Origin of the sequence: Haloferax namakaokahaiae, from assembly GCF_042663225.1 — an archaeon.
Lineage (GTDB): Archaea > Halobacteriota > Halobacteria > Halobacteriales > Haloferacaceae > Haloferax > Haloferax namakaokahaiae.
On the sequence record NZ_JBHTAA010000005.1, the window covers coordinates 152,004 to 177,127 of the forward strand.

Consider the following 25,124-nt stretch of genomic DNA (forward strand, 5'->3'; position numbering starts at 1 on the left):
AATTTTGTCGAACGTTGTCACGAAAACGGTCGTGCGGTTCTACATAAATCAACCGACCTGTCTCGAACCGAGAAGAAAAAACCGCATGACAGCGGTGACTTCGGTTGTCGCCATGTTCCGTACTGTCTAGTAACCTTTAACCGGCAATGGACGGTATGGGAGAGCAAGATGGCGAGTAACAAGATTCTGGGTATCGACCTCGGTACCACGAACAGCGCGTTCGCGGTCATGGAAGGGGGAGACCCGGAAATTATCGTGAACGCAGAGGGCGACCGAACAACCCCATCTGTCGTCGCGTTCACTGACGACGGTGAGCGGTTGGTGGGCAAGCCGGCGAAGAACCAGGCCATCCAGAACCCCGAGCACACGATTCGCTCGATCAAACGCCACATGGGTGAAGATGGTTACACGGTCACGGTGGACGACGAGGAGTACACGCCGGAGCAGATTTCGGCGATGATTCTCCAGAAGATCAAGCGCGACGCCGAGGACTACCTCGGCGACGACGTGGAGAAGGCAGTCATCACCGTCCCCGCCTACTTCAACGACAAACAGCGGCAGGCGACGAAAGACGCCGGCGAAATCGCCGGTCTCGACGTCGAGCGCATCGTCAACGAGCCGACGGCAGCCTCCATGGCGTACGGTCTCGACGACGAATCCAACCAGACCGTGCTCGTCTACGACCTCGGTGGCGGCACCTTCGACGTCTCCATCCTCGACCTCGGTGGCGGCGTCTACGAAGTGGTCGCAACCAACGGTGACAACGACCTCGGTGGCGACGACTGGGACGAGGCTATCATCGACTGGCTCGCTCAAGAGTTCAAGAACGACCACGGTATCGACCTCACCGAGGACCGCCAGGCCCTCCAGCGCCTGAAGGACGCGGCCGAAGAGGCCAAAATCGAACTCTCCTCGCGCAAGGAGACGACCATCAACCTCCCGTTTATCACGGCCACGGACTCCGGTCCGGTCCACCTCGAATACGACCTCACCCGCGCGAAGTTCGAGTCGCTCACGAAGGACCTCATCGAGCGCACGGTCGAACCGACCGAGCAAGCACTCGAAGACGCCGGATACGAGAAGGGCGACATCGACGAAGTCATCCTCGTCGGTGGGTCCACTCGCATGCCGCAGGTCGTCGAAAAGGTGGACGATATCCTCGGCGAAGAACCCAAGAAGTCGGTCAACCCCGACGAGGCAGTCGCACTCGGCGCGGCCATTCAGGGCGGCGTCCTCGGCGGCGAAGTTGACGACATCGTCCTCCTCGACGTGACGCCGCTCTCGCTCGGTATCGAAGTCAAGGGTGGTCTGTTCGAGCGTCTCATCGAAAAGAACACGACGATTCCGACCGAGGAATCCAAGATTTTCACCACGGCCGCGGACAACCAGACGACGGTGCAGGTTCGCGTCTTCCAGGGTGAACGCGAGATGGCCAACGACAACGAACTCCTCGGTGAGTTCACGCTGTCGGGCATCCCGCCGTCACCCGCCGGAACGCCGCAGATCGAGGTCGGCTTCAACATCGACGAGAACGGTATCGTGAACGTCTCTGCGGAGGACAAAGGCTCCGGTAACGCCGAGTCCATCACCATCGAAGGCGGCGCTGGTCTCTCGGACGACGAGATCGACCGCATGCAGCGCGAAGCAGAGCAGCACGCCGAAGAGGACAAGGAACGTCGCCGCGCCGTCGAGGCCCGCAACGAGGCCGAAGGTGCGATTCAGCGCGCCGAGTCGCTCCTCGAAGAGAACGAGGAGAACGTGGACGACGAACTCCGCGAGGACATCGAAATCGCCATCGAAGACGTCGAAATCGCGCTCGAAGAAGACGCTTCGACCGAGGAACTCGAAGAGGTCACAGAGCACCTCTCGAAGGAACTCCAGGAGATTGGCAAGCGCATGTACCAGCAGCAGGCACAGGCCCAAGCGGGCGGTGCAGGCGGCATGGGCGGCGGCGCAGGCCCCGGCGCTGGTGCCAACCCTGACGGCGACGACTTCGTCGATGCCGACGCCGACTTCGACGAAGACGACGAATAACACGTTCAGCGACACCTGCTGAGCGGTTTTCTCCCTCTTTTCGACGACGACCCGACGCTTGCTATCGATTCGAGCGTCGAAACTCCCCGATTCAGAGTATCCGCCTGAGACGCACTTTTCAAATACCTTGACGGGCAAACAGTGAACAACCGATGAGCGAGGACTTCTACGACGTACTCGGGGTCTCGCGGGACGCCTCAGAGCAAGAGATAAAGAACGCCTATCGCAAGAAGGCGGCCCAGTATCACCCCGACGTCTCCGACGAAGACGACGCGGAGGAGAAGTTCAAGAAAGTCCAGAAGGCCAAGGAGGTGCTGACGGACGACGAGAAACGCCAGATGTACGACCAGATGGGTCACGACCGATTCCAACAGGCTCAGAAGCACGGCGCGACGGGCGGCGGCCGCGGCCAAGGAAACCCCTTCGGCGGTGGCGGCAACCCGTTCGGCGGCGGGATGGGCGGCGGCGGCTTCGAAGACCTGTTCAACAACCTCTTCAACGGCGGTGCTGGCGGCCAACAGCGCAACCGGCCGCGACAGGGCCGCGACGTGTCCCAGCACATCTACATCGACCTCGAAGAGGCCTATCACGGCGTCGAGCGCGACGTCAAGATTCGTCGCCGCGAGGAGTGTCCCGAGTGTGATGGGAGAGGCTACCCCGAAGACGCCGACGTGAACACCTGTTCGGACTGCGACGGGACCGGCACGCAAACCTCGGTCCAGCAGACGCCGTTCGGCCGCATCCAACAGCAGACGTCGTGTCGAACCTGTGGCGGCGAGGGCGAGACCTACAGCGAAAGCTGTTCGGAGTGTGGCGGGTCGGGTCGCGTCCGTCGCACCCGCGAGGTGACGATTACTATCCCCGAGGGCTTCCGCGACGGCCAGCGCCTCCGCTACCGCGGCGAGGGCGAACCCGGCGAGAACGGCGGCCCGAACGGCGACCTGTTCGTCGAAGTCTCCGTCCGCGAGCACGAGGACTTCGAGCGCGAGGGCGACGACCTGTTCTACACGCACCCCATCTCGTTCCCGCAGGCCGTCTTCGGTGCCGAAATCTCCGTCCCGACGCTCGACGGCGAGAAGGAACTGGAGATTCCCGCAGGGACGCAGAGCGGTTCGACGTTCAAACTCTCCGGCGCTGGCATGCCGCACCTGAACCGCCGCGGCAACGGCAACCTGCACGTCGAAGTCCACGTCGTCACGCCCGAAGACATGAACAAAGAACAGCGTGAGGCGCTCAAGAAGTTCGCCGAAGCGGGCGGCGAAGAGATAAAAGAGAGCCTCTTCCAGAAACTGAAGAACTCGCTGTAATCTCGGCGGCTTTTTTCACCCTGACTCCGTAGCCCTCGATATGGACGTACTCGGGGACCTCATGGCGCGTGACCGGCGGAGCGGCCGCGACGCACTCCGCGTCGAGGCCACGGACCGCACCGACACCTATCACGACTTCATCACCACCTCGTACAAGGCCGGGAACGTCCTGCGCTATCTCGGGGTGCGGAAGGCGGGCCACGTCGCGCTCGAACCGGTCGCACTCCCCGAAACACTGCTGACGTTCTTCGGTGCGGCACAACTCGGCGCAGTCACGAGTTTCGACGCTGACAGCGAGGCCCGCGTCACGCTCGTAGACGTTGCACGCGAGGACGAGTTCGACCTCCCGCCGGGCCAGAAACTCGCCACGTACGGTGGGCCGCCCAAACGAGCCTCGACGACGCATTGGGAGAAGGAAGTCTGGAGCGAGAATCCCGCCGTCCACCCGGAAATCGTCTCCCCCGACGACGTGGTACTCCTCGCAGACGGGACCGAATACACTCACCGTGACCTGATGACGACGGCCCACGAACTTGTCGCCGACTACTCGCTCGGCCCGGACGACGCCGTCGCGCTCTGTGCACCGATTACGCACCCCGGCGCGGTCGTCGCGGGAATCGTCGCACCGCTCCTCGCCGGTGGTACGGTAGTCGTCCCCGACGGCGACCCAGACGACTCTGAAAACGTTGTCCTCGTGGTCGGGGAGGGTGACTTCGAGGCCGAAACCGTCGCCCCCGACGACGTGCTGTCGCTCGACTAACCAGTCGTTATTTATTCACTTCCGTCGTCGCCTCGCGCATGGTCGATACGACAGTCGTGGCCGGCGAGCGTGTCTCGCTTCGCCCCGTCGAGCGCGACGACGCCGAGTTCCTCCAACTCTCGATGACCAAGCCCGAGATTCGCATCCCACTCGGGAGCAACGACCCGATGAACTCCCATCAGGCGACGAAGTTCATCGAGAACGTCATCGAAGACGGCGACGGCGTCTCCTTCATCGTCGAAGCCGACGACGAGCGAATCGGCATCGTCGCAACCAAGAGCACGGAACCCGCCCGCCCCGAACTCGTCTACTGGTTCGTCCCCGAGTATCACGGACAGGGTTACGGCTCTGAGGCGGTGGGCTGTCTGGTCGAGTACCTCTTTCGAACCGTCGAGTGCCGCGGTCTCTACGCCCGACTGTTCGACTTCAACGAGGGTTCTCGCGGCGTGCTCGAAAAGCTTGGATTCACGCACGAAGGGACGTTCCGCGAGGCGCGTTTCATCGACGGCGAGTACGTCGATACGCTCCACTTCGGGTTGCTTCGGAGCGAGTGGGACGCGATGCAGTCCGAGTGAAAGAAAAGAACTCGTCCGAACGACCCTGCGGAGTTTCTCCGGGGTTGATGCGTGTGACGAGCCGAAAAAGGGTCTATCCACTATTCTCGATTCCAGAACTCGATGGTAAAGTCTAGTAGTGATGGTCCCCTCAAACTACTTCTGGATGCATACACAATGTATGCATATGAGCACGTCAATTCGCGTCTCTGACGAGACGAAGCAGAAGCTTGCGAGGCTGAAACGCGAAGACGAGAGTTGGGACGAATTCCTCGACCGACTGGCGAACGAAGGCTCGGGGATGAACGCCGGCGCGTGGAAGGGAACTGACAAAGCCGAAAAGGCTCGTGAAGCAATCAAGCGTTCCCGAGAGAGCTACGAGTAGTGACGTTCCTCGATTCCTCGGTCATTATCGATTACCTCGATGGGGTCGAAGAAATCGTCGAGTTCGTCGATGAGCAGCCAGTTATAGTCACCTCCAGTATCTGTGTCTACGAAGTTCTCGCTGGTGAGGTGTTCTCAGCAGGTCAGACAGACCTCATCGGGGCGCGTGAGAATTTCGGACGAGTCACCGCGCTTGACTTCTCGGAGGAAGTCGCGCTTGAAGCCGCCCGGATGCAAACCCATCTTCTCGAATCGGGAACTCCCATGTCGCCACGCGACCTGATGATTGCGGCGACAGCCCGCTCTGCCGGGAAGGAACTTGCCGTCTCCGATGCTGACTTCGATACCGAAGGCCTCCGTGAACTACTCTCTGTTCGGAAATCCGGCCCGTATTAATCTTTCAAAGCGGCTCTGGGGTGTCGGATTTTGCGGTCGCATCCAAGTCGTCGTCAAAAGTCGTGTGCAACATCGAGGGTCTATCCACCAATCTGCTGCATCAGTTTTCGCAGTAGCATTCCTCCAACGAGGCTACTTCCTGCGATGAGCAGAAGATACATCCCAAAGTAGAGGAGCAAGGTCGAGTCAGCGAACGGTATTCGCAGTAAAAATGGTATCACGAGGTCGGGTATTGCCTCTTGATAGCCGGGGTCAGTTCCGGTGACGAATAGCAACCACGAACCTATACTCACAATTCCGAGAACAGCAGTGATGGTGTACTGCTCTACTTCATTCAGAGTGCTACGACTCACGAGTAGAATTGCAATCAAACCAACAGCGAACGCTGCGATGAGTGCTGTCGGAAGTAGCCCAACTGTGACCAAGAGCGGTTGTAGAACAATCTCAAACGGGAGAGCCACTACATCTCTTACAGGGCGAACCAGGACGATGATTGCCCCGAGAAACAGAACTCCCGAGATGAACCGCCTGCTCTTACGCATCTCCAATAAACCATCTTTCAAAGACGAATAGTACGCTGCTGACTATGCTCTGCATTCAGCACGGTACTAACAACTCGTCTGCAAATATCCATTCCAATAGCACCACCCAAATAGAAAACCGACGAACCGCTCTACGACGCGTTCTTGATTTTCTCCAGCGCCTCGGGATTCTCGATACTGCTCATGTCGCCGAGGTCCTCGCCCGCGTAAATCGAAGAGATGGCGCGGCGAATGATTTTCCCTGACTGCGTCTTCGGGAACTCGTCTACGAAGAGAATCTCGCGTGGGCGGAAGGGCTTGCCGAGTTCTTCGCCCACAACGTCGCGGAGTGCTTCGCGGAGTTCGTCGCTCTCCGCAACGTCGTCTTCGAGGACGACGTAGGCGACGACGGCCGTGCCGGTGGTGTCGTCGGGGACGCCGACGGCGGCGGCTTGATTCACCGATTCGTGTTCGATGAGCGCGCCTTCGACCTCCGCGGGTCCGACCTTTCGGCCGGCCACGTTGAGCGCGTCGTCGGCGCGCCCGTGGAGGAACCAGAAACCGTCTTCGTCCTTTTGCGCCCAGTCGCCGTGGTTCCAGAGGTCGTCCCACTCGGACCAGTAGGTGTCGAGGTAGCGCTCGTCACCCGACCAGAGGCTCTTGGTCATAGAGGGGCAGGAGTCGCGGGCGACGAGGAAGCCGCGTTCGTGGGTGTCGGCGATGGAGTTGCCTTCTCTATCGACGATGTCGATGTCCATGCCGAGTCCGGGACCGCCGAGCGAACACGGTTTGAGGGGTTGGGTAGGCATCGGCATGAGGAAACAGCCGCAGATTTCGGTCCCGCCGGAGATGTTGATGATGGGGGCGCTGCTCCCGCCGACGTGGTCGTAGAACCACTGCCACGATTCGGGGTCCCACGGCTCGCCGGTCGAACCGAGCAGACGGAGACTCGACAGGTCGTGCGAATCGACGTACTCGTCGTCGTACTTGCGGAGTGCGCGAATCGCCGTGGGCGAGATGCCGAACGTGGTGATTTTGTGGCGCTCTATCATGTCCCAGAAGCGGTCGGGTTCGGGGTAGTCCGGCGCGCCTTCGTACATGAAGATGGTGCCGCCGAAGGTGTGGTTGCCGATGAGCGTCCACGGACCCATCATCCACCCGATATCGGAGACCCAGAAGAAGCGGTCAGACGGCTTCTGGTCGAAGCCGAAGTGAATCTCCTTGGCCGTCTGCATCTGGACGCCCGCGTGGGTGTGGACGATGCCTTTCGGCTTGCCGGTCGTCCCCGACGAGTAGAGGAGCATCGACTCGGCGTCCGAGGGAAGGTGCTTCGTCTCGTACTCGCTGTCGGCCTCGCCGACCACGTCGTCCCACCACTCGTCGCGCCCGTCGGTCCACGGAACGTCCGAGTCTTCGAATCGCTGGTAGACGACGACGTTTTCGACGCATCCGGCTTGTTCGATAGCCTCGTCTGCGGTCTCTTTCAGGCCGAGTTCGGAGCCACGGCGGTAGAAGCCGTCGGCGGTGAAGAGAACGGAACACTCGGGGTCTTCGAGGCGGGTCGCCGTCGCATCGACGCCGAATCCGGAGAAGATGGGGACGGCGATTGCGCCGACTTTGAAACAGCCGTAGAGAATCGAGATGACTTCGGGGACCATCGGCATGTAGAGACCGACCGTATCGCCCGTCTCGACGCCGTAGGATTCGAGGACGTTGGCGACGCGGTTGGCCTCCCGATACAGGTCGTGGTAGGTCTGCTGGACGACTTCGCCGTCCTCGCCTTCCCAGATGCAGGCGACGCGGTTCCGATTCCCGGAATCGACCGCGGCGTGTCGGTCGAGGACGTTGTGGGCGACGTTTATCTCGCCGCCGGGGTACCACTCGGAGAACTGCGGTCCGCGCTCGTCGTCGCGGACGGCGTCGTAGTCTTCGTAGAAGTCGATGCCGAGATACTCGACGAGTTCGTCCCAGAACCAATCGACGCCGGAGGCTCCGACGCCGGGAATCTCGCTCGTCGTTCGCTCGATGAGTTCGTCGTACGAATCGATGTCGTACTCGCGCATGAACTGCGTGACGTTCGCGGCGTCAACGAACGCCGGGTCCGGTTCGTGGACCACGGTGTCGGTGTCGGGTACGTCCATAACCGACCTACCGTGACCGTCCACATCAATCTTTACCGTTCTATCATCCGGTATTCGCCGAATCGTGTCCGGCCGTGTTCACCCTTCAACTCGCCGGGGTGTTTTTGTCTCCCGGATTGGTATAGTATCATATGTACGTCCGGGATGCTAAGAACCGGGACGAAGTCTGGTTACTCGATACCTTAGAGGAGTTGGGATTCGACGACGGCGCGTTCCGCTCGCGCGACTACGTCGTCGCCCTCGACGAGGAGTCGAACCAGAAGGCGGGGTTCGGCCGGATTCGCGTCCACAAGGGCGACGACCCGTTCTGTGAGATTACCTGCGTGGGCGTCCCCACGCGCTGGCGAAATCAGGGCGTCGGCGCGCACGTCGTCGAACGACTCGTGGACCGCGCCCGTATCGAGGGATTCGACACGGTCTACGCCTTCTCGTCAGCACACCGCTACTGCAGGCAGTTCGGCTTCGAACCGGTCGAATCGTCGTCGCTCCCCGAGGGGATTCGAGAACACCTCGAACGCGTGCGCGAGGACGACGACGGTGCGATTGCGGTCCGACTCGGCGACTTCATGATGCCACCGCGCCTCCGCGAGCGGTTCAAGACGGCCACACCGAAGGCGTCCGGCGAGCCACGAGAACCGGAGTTGACCGCCGAGGACTTCGGCTACGACGAGAGTGCGAAGACGAAGTATTCGACCAACCTGCGGCGCTGAGAACTCAGTGCGTACCGACTCCGTTCAGCTTCGTCCTTCGAGGAAGTCGGTGCTGAAGACGATGTAGGTGAGCACGCTGCAGAACAGAATCGGAGGGAGAATTGCGAACCCCCACAACGGTTCGAGCCCCTGCAACAGGACGAGCACGACGGTCACGAGACCGAGTGCGAGAAACGGTGCCGTTGCGAGCGCCGCACGCGTTCGGTTCTTCTTCTGCTCGTCTTCCGGCAGCGGTCCGGGAGCGGGGTCACCAGTTGCTTTCGACGACGATGCAGACGCGTCCATACCTCTCCTCGGGCGTCGATGTGCAAAAACAGTCCGCCTTCGGGTCAGGCTTCGTCCCACCGAGAGGCGAACTCCACGAGTGCGAACAGAACCCCCAGTGCGACGGCAGAGAGCACCATCCCGTAGAGGCTCACCGCCAACGGCGTCGTCGGGAGGGAGACGAGTCCGTAGAAGTCAATCGATGCGGCGACTTGTTTGCCGTTCTCGCCGATGAACAGGCCGAGGATGCCCGAGATTGCTACGACGCTTGCGCCGACGACGAGGAGGATACGCCGGCCACCCATTCTATCGCTCACAGCGCCGCGTTAGGACCGAGGCGTATAGTCGCTTGCGGCACGCGTCGATGGCTCGAATCGCACACCACCCCCGCAGACACCACTATTGCACACACACCACGTGCGCCGAGCAACGCAACGAACTAAACGCCAGCCCCTCAAATTTCGCGTACGATGTCCGATTCTCTCATCCAACGCGCCCGCGCCGTCCTCGACAGTGCCTACGTTCCGTACTCCGAGTACACCGTCGGGGCGGCCCTCCAAACGACCGACGGCGAGGTGTTCGTCGGCTGTAACATCGAGAACGCGAACTACTCCAACAGCCTCCACGCCGAAGAAGTCGCCATCGCCGAAGCCGTCAAGAATGGATATACAGAGTTCGACCGCCTCGTCGTCACCTCGGGTGCCCGCGACGGCGTGACCCCGTGCGGGATGTGTCGCCAGACCCTCGCCGAGTTCTGCGACGAAGACCTCGAAGTCGTGTGTGACCTCGGCGACGGGGAGGTTGCGACCTACACGCTGGGCGAACTCCTGCCGAACACGATTTCGCTCGACACGCTCGAAAAGGCGGCCGAGAAGCGTCGGGAAGAAGAATAGCACGGGGTTTCGACCAGCTACACTCGTTTTCGACAAACGCAAGAATTTCCACTTTCCCCCCGTGAGTACAGCTATGAACGATAGCGAGGACCCGAACGCGGAGGTCCAATATCACATCGAAGTCGGTCCCGAAGACGTTGCGAACGCCGTGTTGCTTCCCGGAAATCCCGAGCGCCTCGACAAAATCACGCCGCTGTGGGACGACCACGAAGAACGCGCCTACCACCGCGAGTACCGCACGGCGACGGGCACTTACGACGGGACGCCTATCTCGGTCACCTCGACGGGAATCGGTAGTCCATCGGCCGCAATCGCCGTCGAAGAACTCGCACGCGTGGGCGTAGACACGTTCATCCGCGTCGGTTCCTGTGGGGCCATCCAACCCGAGATGGAGGTCGGTGACCTCGTCATCACCTCGGGTGCGGTCCGACAGGAGGGAACCTCGAAAGAGTACGTCCGCGAGGACTACCCCGCCGTCGCCGACCACGAAGTCGTCTCCGCGCTCGTCGCCGCCGCCGAACGACTCGGCTACGACTACCACGTCGGCCTGACGATGAGCGCCGACTCGTTCTACGCCGGACAGGGCCGTCCCGGCCACGAGGGCTTCCGCGCCGCTGGCTCCGAAGAACTGGTCGAGGAACTCCAGAACGCGAACGTGAAGAACATCGAGATGGAGGCCGCCGCGCTGATGACGATTGCCAACATCTACGGCCTTCGCGCGGGCGCGGTGTGTTCCGTCTACGCGAATCGCGTCACCGGCGAGTTCCGAACCGAAGGCGAGTCTCGGGCCGCCGAAGTGGCCAGCCTCGCCGTGCACTTGCTCGCAAAGATGGACCAAGTCAAAGACGACGCAGACGTAGACCACTGGCACCCCGGTCTGAGCCTCGAATAGATTCTCTTTTCGCCCCTCGGCTACACTAATTGCTAATCTGATTCACGCTTGAACTAACCGACAACCGTCGAAATCTGATTTCGACGGAATCCTCGATTTTCGGGGCTACAGACCGCGATTCGCCCGCGCGTTTCAAAGCCCATTTATCTGATGCCTACGGAGTCGGTCACATGAGTACGCAGGTCGTCGTTGTTGGCGCCGGGTATGCCGGTGCCGGTGCGGTAAAGCGCCTCGAACAGGACCTCGGTCCGGACGCAGAACTGACGTGGGTTTCCGAGCACGATTACCACCTCGTGCTGCACGAGGTCCACCGCTGTATCCGCGACCCGAGCGTCGAGAACAGCATCGCGCTGCCGATTGACGACGTGAAGGCCCCCGAGACGAACTTCGTCAAGGGCCGCGCCGTCGAAATCGACACCGACGAGCGCGTCGTCGAACTGGAGGGCGACGAGTCGGTCGAATACGACTACCTTCTGGTCGCTATCGGCTCTTCGACCGCCTTCTTCGGTATCGAAGGTCTCGAAGAGTTCTCCCACCAACTCAAGGGTCTCGACGACGCCCGCGAAATCCACCAGGACATCAAGCAAGCGGCCGCCGACGCCTCCCGTGACGACCCCGCGAAGGTCATCATCGGCGGTGCCGGTCTCTCCGGTATCCAGACGGCCGCCGAGGTCGCCGAATACCGCGACCTCAACCGCGCCTCCATCGACATCCAACTCGTCGAAGGGATGGACCAAATCTTCCCCGGCAACGACCCCGAACTGCAGGGGGCGCTCCGCCGCCGTCTCGAAGACCTCGATATCGACATTCTGACCGGCGACTTCATCTCCAAGGTTGACGAGGAGACCGTCTACCTCGGCGGCGGCGAGGACGAAGACCCCGAAGAACTCCCGTACGACGTGCTCGTCTGGACGGGCGGCATCACGGGCCAACCCGAAGCGACGGACATCGACCTCGAACAGGACGACCGCTCGCACCGCTTCTTCGCGGAGGACGACTTCCAGACCAGCGACGAGCGCGTCTTCGCAATCGGTGACTGTGCGCTCATCGAACAGGGCACGGACAACGTCGCCCCGCCGACCGCACAGGCCGCCTGGACCGCCGCAGACGTCGTCGGTGAGAACATCGCCCGCGCCGTCGAAGGTCGCCCGCTCAAGCGCTGGTCCTACGAGGACAAGGGGACGGTCATCTCCATCGGCCACGACGCCGTCGCACACGGCGTCAAAGTCCCCGTCTTCGGCGACGTTCCCGTCAACGTGTTCGGCGGTCTCCCCGCACGCGTCCTCAAGAAGAGCATCGCCGCGAACTGGATTGCCGACGTGACGACCTACAACCGCGCGCTCAACGCGTGGAGCGACCTGTAAGGTAGATTCACGGACGGAGCGACCGTCTTCTTTTGCTGTTCATCCGGGAGCGACTGCTCTGTCGGTGGTAGCCTACGGTCGGAGCACTCGCTCAGTCTATGATACGAGCGTGTCGCCACTCACACGTCGGACAAGCGTCCGAAGAAATGAGAGAGAAGAGTGGAGAGATTAGTGCTGAGGTTCGCCGACCGGCGCCTGCATGTCGTCGATGCGGAGGATGAGGATGTTGCTCGTGTCATCCTTTCCGTCGATGGTGCCATCGACGACGAGTCTCGAGAGTGGCGTCGGGCCGACGCGAATCTTGTCGCCCTCGTGGAAGTCGCGTACCGACCCCTGTACGTGAATCTCTGCGCGGCAGAGTTCGGGGTGGTGAACGCTGGAGAGGTCGATTTCGTCAACGTTCGCGTTCTCGACCCGCTCGTCGTTGTGGAAGAGCGGCACGACCGCTGGCTCGTCCATCTTCTCGACGTCGAGCGCCTCGTAGGCGTTCGCGGTCGGCTTGTAGCCCCCCTTCGGTCCCGGAACCCCCTCGACGAGTTGAAGCGCTTTGAGGCTCTGCATCTGGTTACGAATCGTCCCCGGATTTCGATTGACTTCCGCGGCGATATCTTCACCTTTCACTGCATCTTCCGACTGCCGGTACAGATTGATGAGTGCAGTGAGGATGGTTTTCTGACTGGAAGTCAGTTCAATTGACGACATGGAGATTGGTTCGCGGCTTACGTCCTTAAATGCGATGGATAACCTAGCGAATTTGTCGTTCGTCTACTTCGAATCTTACTCTCGTCCATGAATGTTGCGTTTGAACTAGCGCACGTCGGAGTGTCGATAGACATTTCCGCGAGACAGATGTCGGCTGATGTATGAACGGCAAACGCGTCCTCGTCACCGGTGGTGCAGGATTCATCGGGTCGAACCTTGCGAATCACCTCGCGGCGACGAACGATGTCGTTGCTATCGACGACCTGTATCTCGGCACACCAACGAACCTCGACGATTCGGTGGAGTTCCACGATACGACCGTTCTCGACGACGACTTGCCGACCGAAAACGTGGATGTCGTCTTCCACCTCGCAGCGCTCTCGTCGTACACGATGCACGAGGAGGACCCGACGCAGGGTGCTCGCGTCAACGTCGAGGGGTTCGTCAACACCGTCGAACAGGCCCGCGACGACGGCTGTGAAACGGTCGTCTACGCCTCTACGTCGTCTATCTACGGGTCCCGGATCGAACCCTCGCCAGAGGACATGCCGGTCGAAGCGCGAACCGGCTACGAGGCCTCCAAACTCGCCCGCGAACGCTACGCCGAGTACTTCCACCACCACTACGACATGCGACTCGCCGGCCTCCGATTCTTCTCGGTCTATCAGGGCTTCGGCGGCGCGGAAGAACACAAAGGCGAGTTCGCCAACACGGTCGCACAGTTCGCCGACAAGATTGCCAACGGCGAGCGCCCCGAACTGTTCGGCGACGGGTCGCAGACGCGTGATTTCACGCACGTGGACGACGTCGTTCGCGGTCTCGAACTCGCCGCGGACAACCGCCTGCAGGGAATCTACAACCTCGGAACGGGCGAGAGTTACTCGTTCAACACGATGGTCGAGATGATAAACGACGTACTCGGAACCGACGTCGAACCGGCGTACATCGAGAATCCGTTCGAGGTGTACGTCCACGACACGATGGCCGACTACACGAAAATCAACGAGGCGACGGGATGGGAACCCGAAATCTCGTTCGAAGAAGGCGTCGAGCGCGTCTGCGAACCGTATCTCGACTGACGCGCCGGCCGTCGCTACTCTCGAATCACCGCAGATGACCGCCTCCAGGCCTACTGCGGAGACACGCGCTGTTCGTCTTCGAACTCCACGACTACTCTCACCTCCGCCCCGGTCGCAACACTAATCGCCTGACTGAGTTGTGGTCCGAGCGCGGGATACGGTTGGTCCGCCGGGCGTCGAACCGTGACGGTGACTTCGCGGGTCGAATCGCCGACGCCGAGGGTGTCGAAATCGACGCGTATCGACGCGAGTTCGAGCGCGTCGTACTCCGGTCCGTCGAGAACCGACTGAACCGCGCCAGTCGTCTGGTTTTCGAAGGCGATGTGTGTGGTGAGGAGCACGCCGGGACCGACTGCGGCCACGAGCAAGAACGCCACTGCGACCCACGTGGCGCGGTCCGCCAGGACGGCTTCGAGACGTTCGCGCGTCGAGTCGGTCGCCTCCCAGAAACCGGGTCGGTAGCCGAGGTACCACAGCGAGAGCGTGCCCGCGAAGACGATGCCCGCGACGTTGACCGCGAGCAGGGTGAACGCCCCCATCGCAACCGGCGGGAGCAACCACGCGATGCCGATACCGATGGCCGCGGCGGCGGGGACGGTCGCGGCGGCGACGGCGACGCCGACGATGGAGACCGGCAGTTCGGTTGCGAGACCGATTCCCCCCGCTGCACCCGCACAGAGGGCGACGAGGAGAGTCAACAACCCCGGCGACGTTCGACTCGCAATCTGCTCGATAGTGGTGACGCTCAGTGCCGTCGGGACGAACTGCGCGGTTTTGAGGCCCCATCCGAGTAGCGCCGCGGTGACGATAGCGACGGTCAAGCCGACGATGGTCGAGCGAAGCCCGGACCTGAACATCTTGCTCTCGCCCAACGCGAGACCGACGCTCCCGGTCAGCGCCGCACCGACCTGCGGGGCGATGACCATCGACCCGACGACGAGCGCCGGCGAGTCGAGGAGGAGACCGGCCGTCGCCACCAGCGCGCTCAGGACGGTCATCCCGTAGTAGGCGGTCGGTTGCGGGTGCAGATTTCGGGCTTTCGTTCGAATCTCGTCGTTCGAGATGCGCTCTTCTTCTTCGTCGCCCTCGACGTACCGGTCGATGAGTTCCTCGTAGTGGGGTGTCTTCGCCGATTCGGCCGTTCCGATGACGAGGTGTTCTTCTTCGAATCCCGTCTCTTCGAGCGCCTCGCGGATGCGGTCTACCGCCTCTGTCGGCAGGGGAAACACGACGAGATACCTGCTCTCGTCCGAATTCTCGCCGTCGTACGTCGGCAAGACGACCGGGTCCACGTTTTCCCCTCGAAGCGCATCGAGCACGGCATCGAGTGTGTCGTGTTCGACGCGAAGTTGGAGCAGGCGCATGGATACAGAGTGGGCGACGACTCGCTAAAAAGTGTGTTTCACTGACCTCTTCGTTACCCGAACGGTTCTCTGGAGTGATGTGTCCATCTGAGTGGGTGTTTCGATGCCACTAAAGTCCCTCACCGAGTGCAACAGGTTATGGAACGAAACGTGAAAATTCTGGGCGCACCGACCGACTACGGCGCGAACCGCCGTGGCGTCGATATGGGTCCCTCGGCGATTCGATACGCCGGTCTCGCGGACGAGCTCACGTCCGCGGGCGTATCGGTCGAGGACGCCGGCGACCTGTCGGTGCCCCACCACGCGACCCACGACCCCGACGCTGGGTCCGACAATGCGAAGCACCTCCACGAAGTCCGAGAGGTGACCACGACGCTCGCGGACGCGGTTTCGACGGCGCTCGCCGACGGATGGACGCCACTCGCCCTCGGCGGCGACCACTCTATCGCCATCGGTTCGATGGTCGGGAGCGCCCGCGACGCCGATATCGGCGTCGTCTGGTTCGACGCCCACGGCGACTACAACACGCCCGAAACCTCGCCCTCCGGCAACGTCCACGGGATGCCCCTCGCCGCCGCACTCGGCGTCGGCGACTTCGAAGCCACCGACTGGGCGAACGCGAGCGGACTGAGCGCGGAGAACGTCGCCATCGTCGGCCTGCGCGACGTGGATAAAACCGAGGCGGCGGCGATTCGAGACAGCGACATCACCGCGTTCACGATGTCGGATATCGACGAACGCGGCATCGTCGAAGTGACGAACGACGCGCTCGACGTTGCGACCGACGGCACCGACGGCGTCCACATCAGTCTGGACCTCGATTGGCTCGACCCCCGCGAAGCACCCGGTGTCGGGACGCCCGTCCGCGGCGGTGCGACCTATCGAGAAGCGCACGAAGCGATGGAACTCGTCGCCGAGAGCGGCGCGATGCGCTCGTTCGAACTCGTCGAGGTCAACCCGATTCTCGACCAGCACAACGAGACGGCCGAACTTGCGACCGAACTCGCGGCCAGCGCGCTCGGAAAGCGCATCCTCTGATGTCGGCCCCGAGAGACCAACCGGCCCCGCACGACCTGGCCGCCGGCGTCGTCGTCCTCCGCGACAACGCCGTCCTCGCCGTCTACGAGAAGGACCGCTGGGGACTCCCGAAAGGTGGCTCCGAACCCGGGGAGTTCTTCGCCGAAACCGCCGCGCGCGAGGCGGCCGAAGAGACCGGTCTCGAAGTCGAAGTCCAGTCGCTCGCCTTCACGACCGAAATCCGCGGTCCCGACCGGCGAATCTACCTCCAGCGGTTCTACCACGCCGTCGCAACCGACGAGACCGCCCAACCGACGCCGAACGACCCCGACGACGAAATCGAGCAGGCGGAGTTCCTCCCGCTGTCGGAACTCGGAAACTTACTCACCTACCGGCCACGCGTCGAACCCCTCCGCGAGTGGCTCGAAGAGCGGAAATCTCGGCACTACACCTACGACTTGACGAAAGAGCGGGCGACCGTCGAACAGTAACCGCGTCAAAAAATCCGCGTCGGACGGAGTTATTCGTCTACTTCTTCCGCTTCCGCTGATGTCTCTTCAGCGTCTGCGTCTGCTTCTTCGGCGTCTGCTTCTTCGGCGTCTACTTCTGCGCCTTCGACTTCCTCACCCTCACCGACCATCGACGACGGAATCACGTCCACAGAGGAGACGTAATCGCCCGCATCGAGGTCCATCACGATGACGCCCATCGTGTTCCGACCGACCGTCGAGAGTTCTTCGACGGGGGTTCGCATAATCTGGCCCTGGTCGGACATGACGACGAGGTCGTCGCCCTCGCCGACGGTGTTGATGGCACAGACCGGGCCGTTTCGCTCGTTGGCCTTGATGTCGATGAGTCCCTTGCCGTTGCGCGATTGGGCGCGGTAGGCGTCGATATCGGTGCGCTTGCCGTAGCCGTTCTTCGTCACCGTGAGCACCCAACTGTCGTGGGCCTCGTCGATGGCGGCCACGCCCGCGACGTAGTCGTCTTCGCTCAGTTTGATGCCGCGGACACCGCGGGCCGACCGGCCCATCGCCCGGACTTCGTCTTCGTCGAAGCGGATGGACATGCCGCCTTCGGTGCCGATGACGAGGTCACGGGTGCCGTCGGTGACCTCCACGTCCACGAGTTGGTCGCCGTCGTCGAGTTTCGTGGCGATGATGCCCGTCGAGAGGATGTTCTGGAAGTTATCGACGCTGGTGCGCTTGATGTAGCCGTTTTTCGTCACCATCGTCAGGTAGCCGTCTATCTCCTCCAAATCGTCGCAGTTGACGACGGCGGTAATCTCCTCGCCGTCGTCGAAGTCGAGCAGGTTGACCGCGGACTTGCCGCGGGCGGTCCGCGACATCTCCGGCACTTGGTAGGTCTTGAGTTGGTAGACCTGCCCGTGATTCGTAAAGCAGAGTAAGTCGTCGTGGGTGTTGGCGACGAACACCGACGAGACGCTGTCGCCTTCTTTCAGGTCGGTGCCGATGATGCCCTTGCCGCCGCGGCGTTGGGCGCGGAAGCGTGCGATGGGCATGCGTTTGATGTAGTCGTCTTCGCTGACGACGACGGCCACGTCTTCCTCGGCGATGAGGTCGGCGCGTGTGACTTCGCCGGTGTTGGCGACGAAGGAGGTGCGCCGGTCGTCGGCGTACTCGTCTTTGATGTCCTGCAACTCGCTCTTGATGACCGCGTCGAGTTCGCTCGCCTCCGCGAGGATGGCTTCGAGTCGCTCGATGGTCGCCTGGACGTCTTCGTACTCCTCTTTGAGTTCGGCCGTCTCCATCGAGGTGAGCGAACCGAGTTGCATCGCAACGATGTGCTTTGCTTGCTCTTCGGAGAAGTCGAACGTCGGGAGCGGTTCGCCATCGACTTCGACGACGAGTTCGCCCTGCAGTGCGGCTTTCGCGTCGTCGCGGCTCTCGGAGTTTCGAATCGTCTCGACCACCGCGTCGATGTCGTCGAGCGCCTTCAGCCGACCTTCGAGGATGTGCGCCCGGTCTTCGGCTTCGTCGAGTTCGTACTCGGAGCGTCGGCGGACGACCTCTCGTCGGTGGTTGAGGTACTCTTCGAGCGTCTCCTTCAGGGTGAGCACTCGTGGCTGGCCATCGACCAGCGAGAGGTTGATCATCCCGAAGGTAACTTCGAGGTGGTTGTCGAGTAGTTGGTTCTTGACGACCTCGCCCATCGCGCCGCGCTTGAGTTCGATGACGACGCGGATACCGTCGCGGTCGGACTCGTCGCGGATGTCGCGGATGCCCTCTATCTTGCCGGCGTTCACGTCGTCGGCGATGCGCTCGATGAGTCGCGCCTTGTTCTCCTGGAACGGGAGTTCGTTGATGATGATGCGGTTGGCTTCCTCGTCAACGTCGAAGTCGGCGCGGACGCGGATTCGGCCGCGACCCGTCTTGTACGCCTTGTGGACCGCGTTGCGGCCGACGATGTTCGCACCCGTCGGGAAGTCCGGTCCCTTGACGTGCTCCATGAGGTCTTCGACCGTCGAGTCGGGGCGGTCGATGAGTTCGACCGTCGCGTCGATAATCTCACCGAGGTTGTGCGGCGGGATGTTGGTGGACATCCCGACGGCAATCCCGGAAGAGCCGTTGACGAGCAGGTTCGGGAACGACGACGGCAGCACCGTCGGTTCCTGTTTGCGGTCGTCGTAGTTGGATTGGAAATCGACGGTGTCCTTGTCGATGTCTTCGAGGAGTTCCTCGGCGATGGGGGACATCCGCGCTTCCGTGTAGCGCATCGCGGCCGGCGGGTCGCCGTCAACCGAACCGAAGTTCCCCTGTCCATCGACGAGCGGGTAGCGCATCGAGAAGTCCTGTGCCAGACGCGCGAGCGCGTCGTAGATGGCGGAGTCGCCGTGCGGGTGGTAGTCACCCATCGTCTCGCCCACGATAGAGGAAGACTTCCGGTGCGAGGAGTTGGCGGTCACGCCCGCTTCGTGCATCGCATAGAGGATGCGACGGTGGACGGGTTTGAGACCATCGCGGACGTCCGGCAGGGCGCGTCCCGCGATGACGGACATGGCGTAGTCGATGTACGACTGCTCCATCTCCTGTTCGATGCGTGTGTTCTTGATTTCCGCCGCGATGCCCGCGCCGGGTTCGAATGCGTCGTCTGAACTCATCTTAGATGTCTACCCATTCGGCGTCCTTCGCGTGGTCCTTGATGAACTCCTTTCGGGGGCCGACTGCGTCGCCCATGAGGATGTTGAACATCCGGTCTGCGGCGGCGGCGTCATCGACGTTGATCTGCTTGAGAACCCGGTTTTCGGGCTTCATCGTCGTCTCCCAGAGTTGGTCGGGGTTCATCTCGCCGAGACCCTTGAACCGCTGGACTTGGGTGGGGTTGCCGTTGCACTCCTCTTCGATAATCCGGTCGCGCTCTTCCTCGGTCATCGCGTCGTAGGTGTTCCCACGGTAGCGAACCCGGTAGAGCGGCGGTTGGGCGGCGTAGACGTATCCTGCCTCGATGAGCGGGCGCATGTGCCGGTAGAGCAGCGTCAACAGCAGCGTCCGGATGTGCGCGCCGTCAACGTCGGCGTCGGTCATCAGGATGATGCGGTGGTAACGAGCCTTCTCGATGTCGAACTCGTCGCCGATACCCGCGCCGATTGCGGTGATGAGCGCCCGAACCTCGTTGTTCTCCAAAATCCGGTCGAGACGGTGCTTTTCGACGTTCAGAATCTTCCCGCGCAGGGGGAGAATCGCCTGGAACTTGCGGTCGCGGCCCTGTTTCGCAGAGCCGCCTGCGGAGTCTCCCTCCACGACGAAGAGTTCGGATTCCGCCGGGTCGCGCGACTGACAGTCGGCGAGTTTCCCCGGCAGCGACGTCGATTCAAGTGCGGATTTGCGCCGTGTCAGCTCTTCGGCCTGCTTTGCGGCCTTGCGGGCGCGTGCGGCCTCGACTGCCTTCGAGATAATCGCCTGCGCGGCGTCGGGGTTCTCCTCGAAGTAGGTGCCGAGTTGCTGGTGGGTGATGCTCTCGACGATGCCGCGAACCTCGGAGTTGCCGAGTTTCGTCTTCGTCTGCCCCTCGAACTGCGGGTCGGGGTGCTTGACGGAGATGACGGCGGTGAGTCCTTCGCGGACGTCTTCGCCGCGGAGGTTGTCGCCGTCGAGGTCCGACAGCATGTCCTCGGAGTTCGCGTAGTCGTTGACGACGCGGGTGAGCGCCGTCTTGAATCCGGTCAGGTGCGAGCCACCTTCGCGCGTGTTGATGTTGTTGGCGAAGGCGTGAATCGACCCCTGCAACTCGTCGGTCGCCTGCATGGCGATTTCGACGGCGATGCCCTCGTCTTCGTCCTCGTAGTAGATGACGTCGCGGTGGAGCGGCGTCTTCGTCTCGTTGAGGTACTCGACGAACTCGCGGATGCCGCCCTCGAAGAGGAAGGTGGACTCCTGTTCGGTTCGCTCGTCGCGGAGCGAAATCTCGACCCCGGAGTTGAGGAAGGCGAGTTCGCGGAGGCGATTTTCGAGCGTCGTGAAGTCGAACTCAGTCGTCTCGAAGATATCGTCGTCCGGCCAGAAGGTGATGGTCGTCCCGGTGTCTTCGTCGGGTTCGAGGTCACGAACGCGCTCGAAGGCACCTTCGACGGGTTCGCCCGCTTCGAACGTATCGACGTACACGCCGCCGTCGCGTTTGACTTCGACTTCGAGCGTGGTCGAAAGCGCGTTGACGACGGAGACGCCGACGCCGTGGAGACCGCCGGAGACCTGGTAGGACTTGTTGTCGAACTTCCCGCCCGCGTGCAGAATCGTCATGATGACTTCGAGGGCAGGTCGGTCGTACTGTTCGTGGGTATCTACCGGGATGCCGCGGCCGTTGTCGGTGACGCTGACGGACCCGTCTTCGTGAAGGGCCACTTCGATAGCGTCACAGTACCCAGCTAGAGCTTCGTCGATAGAGTTATCGACGACTTCGTAGACAAGGTGATGAAGACCACGGGAATCGGTAGACCCGATGTACATCGCCGGACGTTTGCGGACTGCCTCAAGCCCTTCGAGGACTTGAATCTGTCCGGCACCGTACTCGTTTTCCTGTGACATCTGAACTGGCCTAGGATAGCGCGTCCCTTAAAGCCTCGCACGCGCGGGCGCGAACTACTTACTAAACAGTCGCTTTGCCGACGCGTCTGGGCGCATCGCGGGCGAAATTCGAGTGACTCTGCGGCCGCGTTCACTTTCACTCCGGTGCCGGTGAGTTCTTAAATCGGGACTGGGTAGAAGCGCCATAGGAAATGACGTCGTTCCAATCGACGCTCGGCGAAGACGAGGGGATTGCTGAGGAGCTGGCGAAAGGCCAGCGCGAAATCTCCATCGCCGAGTTCTTCGAGAAAAACAAGCACATGCTGGGCTTCGACAGCGGAGCCCGCGGGTTGGTCACCGCCGTCAAAGAGGCGGTTGACAACGCGTTAGACGCCACAGAGGAAGCCGGCATCCAACCGGACATCTACGTTGAAATCTCGGAGGCGGGTAACTACTATCGCCTCGTCATCGAGGACAACGGTCCCGGCATCACCAAAGAGCAAGTCCCGAAGGTGTTCGGGAAACTCCTGTATGGGTCGCGCTTCCACGCCCGCGAACAGTCGCGTGGTCAGCAAGGTATCGGTATCTCTGCGGCGGTTCTCTACTCACAACTGACGAGCGGGAAGCCGGCGAAAATCACGAGTCGGACCCAAGGCTCCCAAGACGCGGAGTACTTCGAACTCGTCATCGACACCGACAAGAACGAGCCGGAGATTCGGACCGCGAAGACGACTTCGTGGGACCGCCCGCACGGCACGCGCATCGAGGTCGAGATGGAGGCCAACATGCGCGCCCGCCAGCAACTCCACGACTACATCCAACACACGGCAGTCGTGAACCCGCACGCCCGCATCGAACTTCGGGAACCCGGTCTCGATGCACCGATGAAGTTCGAGCGGGCGACGGACCAACTCCCGCGCCAGACCAAGGAGATTCGCCCGCACCCCCACGGGGTCGAACTCGGGACGCTCCTGAAGATGCTCAACGCGACGGACTCCTACTCCGTCTCCGGATTCCTCCAAGAGGAGTTCACTCGCGTGGGCGCGAAGACCTCCGAGAAGATCGTCAACTCGTTCCGCGACCGGCACTTCGGCCGCGAGATGACGTGGAAGACGCCGGTCGAGGGACAGCACGAACTCGTCGCCGTCGTCGAAGACGCCGTCTCGAACAAAGGGCAGGGACCGACCGCGAAATTCGCCGAGGAACTGACCGACAAAATCCTCGGCAAGGACCGCATCGCCCACGAGGAACTCGTGACTCTCGTCTCGAACGTCGCCGCCAGCGTCGGCGAGGAGACGGGCACCTCCTTCGGGGATACCGTCCAAGCGAACGTCGTCGAGGCGGTGTGGCCGCTCCTCACCGACTCGCGCGAAGCGGATATCTACGCCATCATCGACGAGGTGGCTTCGACGCAGAAAGACGACGCCGGCAAGTCGTCGATGGCGCGGTCGCTCTCGACGCAGTTCGCCGAGAGCACCGACGAGAAAGACCGTGCCTCGAAAGTGGATATCGAAGAGTTCGTCCGCTGGGCCGCAGAGCGAACCAAGGAACGCGAAGACGAGACCTACGGCGAGACCGCACAGGAGAACATCGTCGAGGCGATTTGGTCGCGGATGCGAACCGTCTCGGACGACGTACCGACCGTTCGTGTCATCTCCGACGACCGCGACATCGCCCGCGACCTGCTCGAAGCGATGCGCGAGGCCGACATTCTCGCACCGCCGACGGACTGCCTCTCGCCTATCACCCCGGAACTGGTCGAAGCGGGTCTCAAGAAAGAGTTCGACGCAGACTTCTACGCCGCGGCGACGCGCGATGCCGAAGTCCACGGCGGCGACCCCTTCATCGTCGAGGCCGGTATCGCCTACGGCGGCGAAATCAAAGCCGAAGGGAAAATCGACCTGCTTCGCTTTGCGAACCGCGTGCCGCTGGTCTACCAGCAAGGTGCGTGTGCCATCACGCAAGTCGTGAAGGGAATCGGCTGGCGGAACTACGGTCTCGACCAACCGGGCGGCAGCGGCATGCCGAACGGTCCGGCGGTCCTCATGGTCCACGTCGCTTCGACGAACGTGCCCTTCACGAGCGAATCGAAGGACGCGCTCGCCGACGTGCCCGCCATCCGTGACGAAGTCGAACTCGCCATCCGCGAGGCTTCGCGCGAACTCAAGTCCTACCTCAAGAAGCGCCGTTCGCTCCAAAAGCGCCGCCAGAAACAGGACGTTATCGGCCGCATCCTCCCGCAGATGGCGACGAAACTCGCCGAGGTCACCGGTAACGACCAACCGAACATCGACGGCGCGCTCGCTCGCATCATGAACAACGTCAGCGTCGAGCGAGTGGTCGAAGACGGAACGGTCACGCTGTCGGTCAAGAACTATTCGAGCACGAACGAGTCGCCGGATATCACCGAAATCGTCTCTGCCGAACCCGGCGGACTCAACGGCGAGGCGCAGGTGGTAGACCTCGACGGCGAGTGGTTCATCAAGTGGAACCCCACGGTCTCGTCTGGTGAGACGGTGACGCTCACCTACACGGTCGAACAGGACGCGTCGTTCGACATCAACGTCGATGGCGTCGAAACCGAGAAACTCACGGTGAACGTATAATGGCATCTAAAAAGCAACATTCGGACGAAGTCGCCCGCGAGCGACTCATCGACCTCGCAGCTGACTTCTACGACCAGTTCGTCGCGGGGGAGATTCCGACGATGGAACTCCCGACGCGGACGAAGAGCAACATCGAGTACGACGAGGACTCGCACGTCTGGGTCTATGGGGACCGAACGTCCAAGCGGTCGGCCAACAGCGTCCGCGGGGCACAGAAACTCCTGAAGGCGACCTACACCATCGAGTTCCTCGCTCGACAACTGGACGAGGGACGGTCGTCCACCCTTCGTGAGTTGTACTACCTCTCCGAATCGTGGGACGCCAAGGACGCCCACTTCTCGAATCAGGACGAATCGAACCAACTCATCGAAGACCTCGAAATCGTCTCGAACGTCACGCGTGAAGACTTCCACATGCGCCCGGAAGAGTCCGGCGCGAAGCTCATGGGGCCACTCAAAATCCGCGAGCAGACGAACCGCGGTGACCGCGAGATTCACTGTCAACTGGACGTGGGCCAGGGCGGCTACCAGATTCCGAACAACCCCGATACCATCGAGTTCCTCGAACACGACATCGACTTCGTGATGTGCGTCGAGACCGGCGGGATGCGCGACAGACTCGTGGAAAACGGCTTCGACGAGGAGTACAACACGCTCGTCGTCCACCTCGGTGGCCAACCGGCGCGGGCGACTCGACGCATCACCAAGCGCCTCCACGACGAACTCGACGTCCCCGTGGTGGTCTTCACAGACGGTGACCCGTGGTCGTACCGTATCTTCGGTTCGGTCGCCTACGGCTCTATCAAGTCGGCTCACCTCTCGGAGTACCTCGCCACGCCGGAGGCCAAATTCGTCGGCATCCAACCGCAGGACATCGTCGAATACGACCTGCCGACCGACCCGCTGGCGGACTCCGACATCAACGCCCTGAAGTCCGAGTTGGACGACCCGCGCTTTATGACCGACTACTGGGAGGAGCAAATCGAACTCCAACTCGACATCGGTAAGAAGGCAGAACAGCAGGCACTCGCCGCGCGCGGTCTGGACTTCGTGACCGAGGAGTACCTGCCGACCCGTCTCGACGAGATGGGGATTATCTAAGTCGGAACGCCCCCC

General features: G+C 61.9%; 23 protein-coding genes. 15 read left to right on the forward strand and 8 right to left on the reverse strand.

All coding sequences use genetic code 11. From position 1 onward, the window contains the following. The first annotated feature begins 168 nt into the window (after positions 1 to 168). The 6 genes from dnaK (at position 169) to ACFQJC_RS08250 (ending at position 5,435) form a co-directional block, all read left to right on the forward strand. Positions 169 to 2,034 carry a molecular chaperone DnaK gene (gene dnaK, locus ACFQJC_RS08225; protein WP_390222838.1) on the forward strand — a complete coding sequence of 622 codons (1,866 nt, stop codon included), beginning with the start codon at positions 169 to 171 and terminating at the stop codon, positions 2,032 to 2,034. A gap of 152 nt (positions 2,035 to 2,186) precedes the next feature. Next, positions 2,187 to 3,341 carry a molecular chaperone DnaJ gene (gene dnaJ, locus ACFQJC_RS08230; protein WP_390222839.1) on the forward strand — a complete coding sequence of 385 codons (1,155 nt, stop codon included), beginning with the start codon at positions 2,187 to 2,189 and terminating at the stop codon, positions 3,339 to 3,341. Positions 3,342 to 3,381: 40 nt separating this feature from the next. Then, complete coding sequence (locus ACFQJC_RS08235) at positions 3,382 to 4,101, forward strand: AMP-binding protein (RefSeq protein WP_390222840.1); 720 nt, start codon at positions 3,382 to 3,384, stop codon at positions 4,099 to 4,101. A 38-nt stretch (positions 4,102 to 4,139) separates the two neighbouring features. Continuing rightward, positions 4,140 to 4,676, forward strand: coding sequence for a GNAT family N-acetyltransferase (locus ACFQJC_RS08240; protein WP_390222841.1), 537 nt, complete (start codon positions 4,140 to 4,142; stop codon positions 4,674 to 4,676). A 166-nt stretch (positions 4,677 to 4,842) separates the two neighbouring features. Next, on the forward strand, positions 4,843 to 5,040 hold the full coding sequence (locus tag ACFQJC_RS08245) for a DUF7557 family protein (protein ID WP_390222842.1): 198 nt from the start codon (positions 4,843 to 4,845) through the stop codon (positions 5,038 to 5,040). Beyond that, entirely contained in the window at positions 5,040 to 5,435 is a 396-nt protein-coding gene (locus tag ACFQJC_RS08250) for a type II toxin-antitoxin system VapC family toxin (protein ID WP_390222843.1), read from the forward strand. The genes ACFQJC_RS08245 and ACFQJC_RS08250 overlap by 1 nt, the downstream gene beginning before the upstream one ends. Before the next feature lie 80 nt (positions 5,436 to 5,515). Here ACFQJC_RS08250 and ACFQJC_RS08255 read toward each other — a convergent pair whose 3' ends face one another. Further along, positions 5,516 to 5,977 carry a hypothetical protein gene (locus tag ACFQJC_RS08255; protein ID WP_390222844.1) on the reverse strand — a complete coding sequence of 154 codons (462 nt, stop codon included), beginning with the start codon at positions 5,975 to 5,977 and terminating at the stop codon, positions 5,516 to 5,518. A gap of 131 nt (positions 5,978 to 6,108) precedes the next feature. Beyond that, a complete protein-coding gene (locus tag ACFQJC_RS08260) occupies positions 6,109 to 8,097 on the reverse strand; it encodes an AMP-binding protein (protein WP_390222845.1) in 1,989 nt (662 codons plus the stop codon). A 131-nt stretch (positions 8,098 to 8,228) separates the two neighbouring features. Here ACFQJC_RS08260 and ACFQJC_RS08265 point away from each other — a divergent pair, with 131 nt between their 5' ends. Further along, positions 8,229 to 8,807, forward strand: a complete 579-nt coding sequence (locus tag ACFQJC_RS08265; protein ID WP_390222846.1) for a GNAT family N-acetyltransferase — start codon at positions 8,229 to 8,231, stop codon at positions 8,805 to 8,807. A gap of 24 nt (positions 8,808 to 8,831) precedes the next feature. On the opposite strand, the gene ACFQJC_RS08270 is transcribed toward ACFQJC_RS08265, so the two are convergent. Together ACFQJC_RS08270 and ACFQJC_RS08275 are read right to left on the reverse strand one after the other, a co-directional pair. Beyond that, positions 8,832 to 9,092, reverse strand: a complete 261-nt coding sequence (locus ACFQJC_RS08270; RefSeq protein WP_390222847.1) for a hypothetical protein — start codon at positions 9,090 to 9,092, stop codon at positions 8,832 to 8,834. 44 nt (positions 9,093 to 9,136) lie between these two features. Then, positions 9,137 to 9,388, reverse strand: a complete 252-nt coding sequence (locus tag ACFQJC_RS08275) for a DUF7520 family protein (protein ID WP_390222848.1) — start codon at positions 9,386 to 9,388, stop codon at positions 9,137 to 9,139. Positions 9,389 to 9,541: 153 nt separating this feature from the next. Here ACFQJC_RS08275 and cdd point away from each other — a divergent pair, with 153 nt between their 5' ends. The 3 genes from cdd (at position 9,542) to ACFQJC_RS08290 (ending at position 12,220) form a co-directional block, all read left to right on the forward strand. Continuing rightward, a complete protein-coding gene (cdd, locus tag ACFQJC_RS08280) occupies positions 9,542 to 9,964 on the forward strand; it encodes a cytidine deaminase (protein WP_390222849.1) in 423 nt (140 codons plus the stop codon). A gap of 73 nt (positions 9,965 to 10,037) precedes the next feature. Next, the gene (locus ACFQJC_RS08285; protein ID WP_390222850.1) at positions 10,038 to 10,856 is read left to right on the forward strand and encodes a nucleoside phosphorylase; all 819 of its coding nucleotides are present in this window, start codon (positions 10,038 to 10,040) and stop codon (positions 10,854 to 10,856) included. Positions 10,857 to 11,026: 170 nt separating this feature from the next. Further along, entirely contained in the window at positions 11,027 to 12,220 is a 1,194-nt protein-coding gene (locus ACFQJC_RS08290) for an NAD(P)/FAD-dependent oxidoreductase (protein ID WP_390222851.1), read from the forward strand. A gap of 168 nt (positions 12,221 to 12,388) precedes the next feature. Here the strand turns inward: ACFQJC_RS08290 and ACFQJC_RS08295 are convergent, their stop codons facing one another. Further along, positions 12,389 to 12,922, reverse strand: a complete 534-nt coding sequence (locus ACFQJC_RS08295) for an Rrf2 family transcriptional regulator (RefSeq protein ID WP_390222852.1) — start codon at positions 12,920 to 12,922, stop codon at positions 12,389 to 12,391. Between the two features lie 161 nt (positions 12,923 to 13,083). On the opposite strand from ACFQJC_RS08295, the gene ACFQJC_RS08300 reads away from it, so the two are divergent. Next, the gene (locus ACFQJC_RS08300) at positions 13,084 to 14,001 is read left to right on the forward strand and encodes an NAD-dependent epimerase/dehydratase family protein (RefSeq protein ID WP_390222853.1); all 918 of its coding nucleotides are present in this window, start codon (positions 13,084 to 13,086) and stop codon (positions 13,999 to 14,001) included. Between the two features lie 50 nt (positions 14,002 to 14,051). Here the strand turns inward: ACFQJC_RS08300 and ACFQJC_RS08305 are convergent, their stop codons facing one another. After that, positions 14,052 to 15,365: a TIGR00341 family protein gene (locus ACFQJC_RS08305; protein ID WP_390222854.1), complete on the reverse strand. Its 1,314-nt coding sequence runs from the start codon at positions 15,363 to 15,365 to the stop codon at positions 14,052 to 14,054. 138 nt (positions 15,366 to 15,503) lie between these two features. Here ACFQJC_RS08305 and rocF point away from each other — a divergent pair, with 138 nt between their 5' ends. Together rocF and ACFQJC_RS08315 are read left to right on the forward strand one after the other, a co-directional pair. Continuing rightward, on the forward strand, positions 15,504 to 16,403 hold the full coding sequence (gene rocF / locus ACFQJC_RS08310) for an arginase (protein WP_390222855.1): 900 nt from the start codon (positions 15,504 to 15,506) through the stop codon (positions 16,401 to 16,403). Continuing rightward, positions 16,403 to 16,873, forward strand: coding sequence for an NUDIX domain-containing protein (locus ACFQJC_RS08315; RefSeq protein WP_390222856.1), 471 nt, complete (start codon positions 16,403 to 16,405; stop codon positions 16,871 to 16,873). Before rocF ends, ACFQJC_RS08315 begins: the two co-directional genes overlap by 1 nt. 29 nt (positions 16,874 to 16,902) lie before the next feature. Here the strand turns inward: ACFQJC_RS08315 and gyrA are convergent, their stop codons facing one another. Next, positions 16,903 to 19,503 (reverse strand): DNA gyrase subunit A, encoded by a 2,601-nt coding sequence (gene gyrA, locus ACFQJC_RS08320; RefSeq protein WP_390222857.1) that lies wholly within the window; start codon positions 19,501 to 19,503, stop codon positions 16,903 to 16,905. Between the two features lies 1 nt (position 19,504). Continuing rightward, the gene (gene gyrB / locus ACFQJC_RS08325) at positions 19,505 to 21,424 is read right to left on the reverse strand and encodes a DNA topoisomerase (ATP-hydrolyzing) subunit B (protein ID WP_390222858.1); all 1,920 of its coding nucleotides are present in this window, start codon (positions 21,422 to 21,424) and stop codon (positions 19,505 to 19,507) included. A 191-nt stretch (positions 21,425 to 21,615) separates the two neighbouring features. On the opposite strand from gyrB, the gene ACFQJC_RS08330 reads away from it, so the two are divergent. Together ACFQJC_RS08330 and ACFQJC_RS08335 are read left to right on the forward strand one after the other, a co-directional pair. Continuing rightward, complete coding sequence (locus ACFQJC_RS08330) at positions 21,616 to 24,009, forward strand: DNA topoisomerase VI subunit B (protein ID WP_390222859.1); 2,394 nt, start codon at positions 21,616 to 21,618, stop codon at positions 24,007 to 24,009. Then, a complete protein-coding gene (locus ACFQJC_RS08335) occupies positions 24,009 to 25,109 on the forward strand; it encodes a DNA topoisomerase IV subunit A (protein WP_390222860.1) in 1,101 nt (366 codons plus the stop codon). The genes ACFQJC_RS08330 and ACFQJC_RS08335 overlap by 1 nt, the downstream gene beginning before the upstream one ends. Positions 25,110 to 25,124 lie beyond the last annotated feature (15 nt).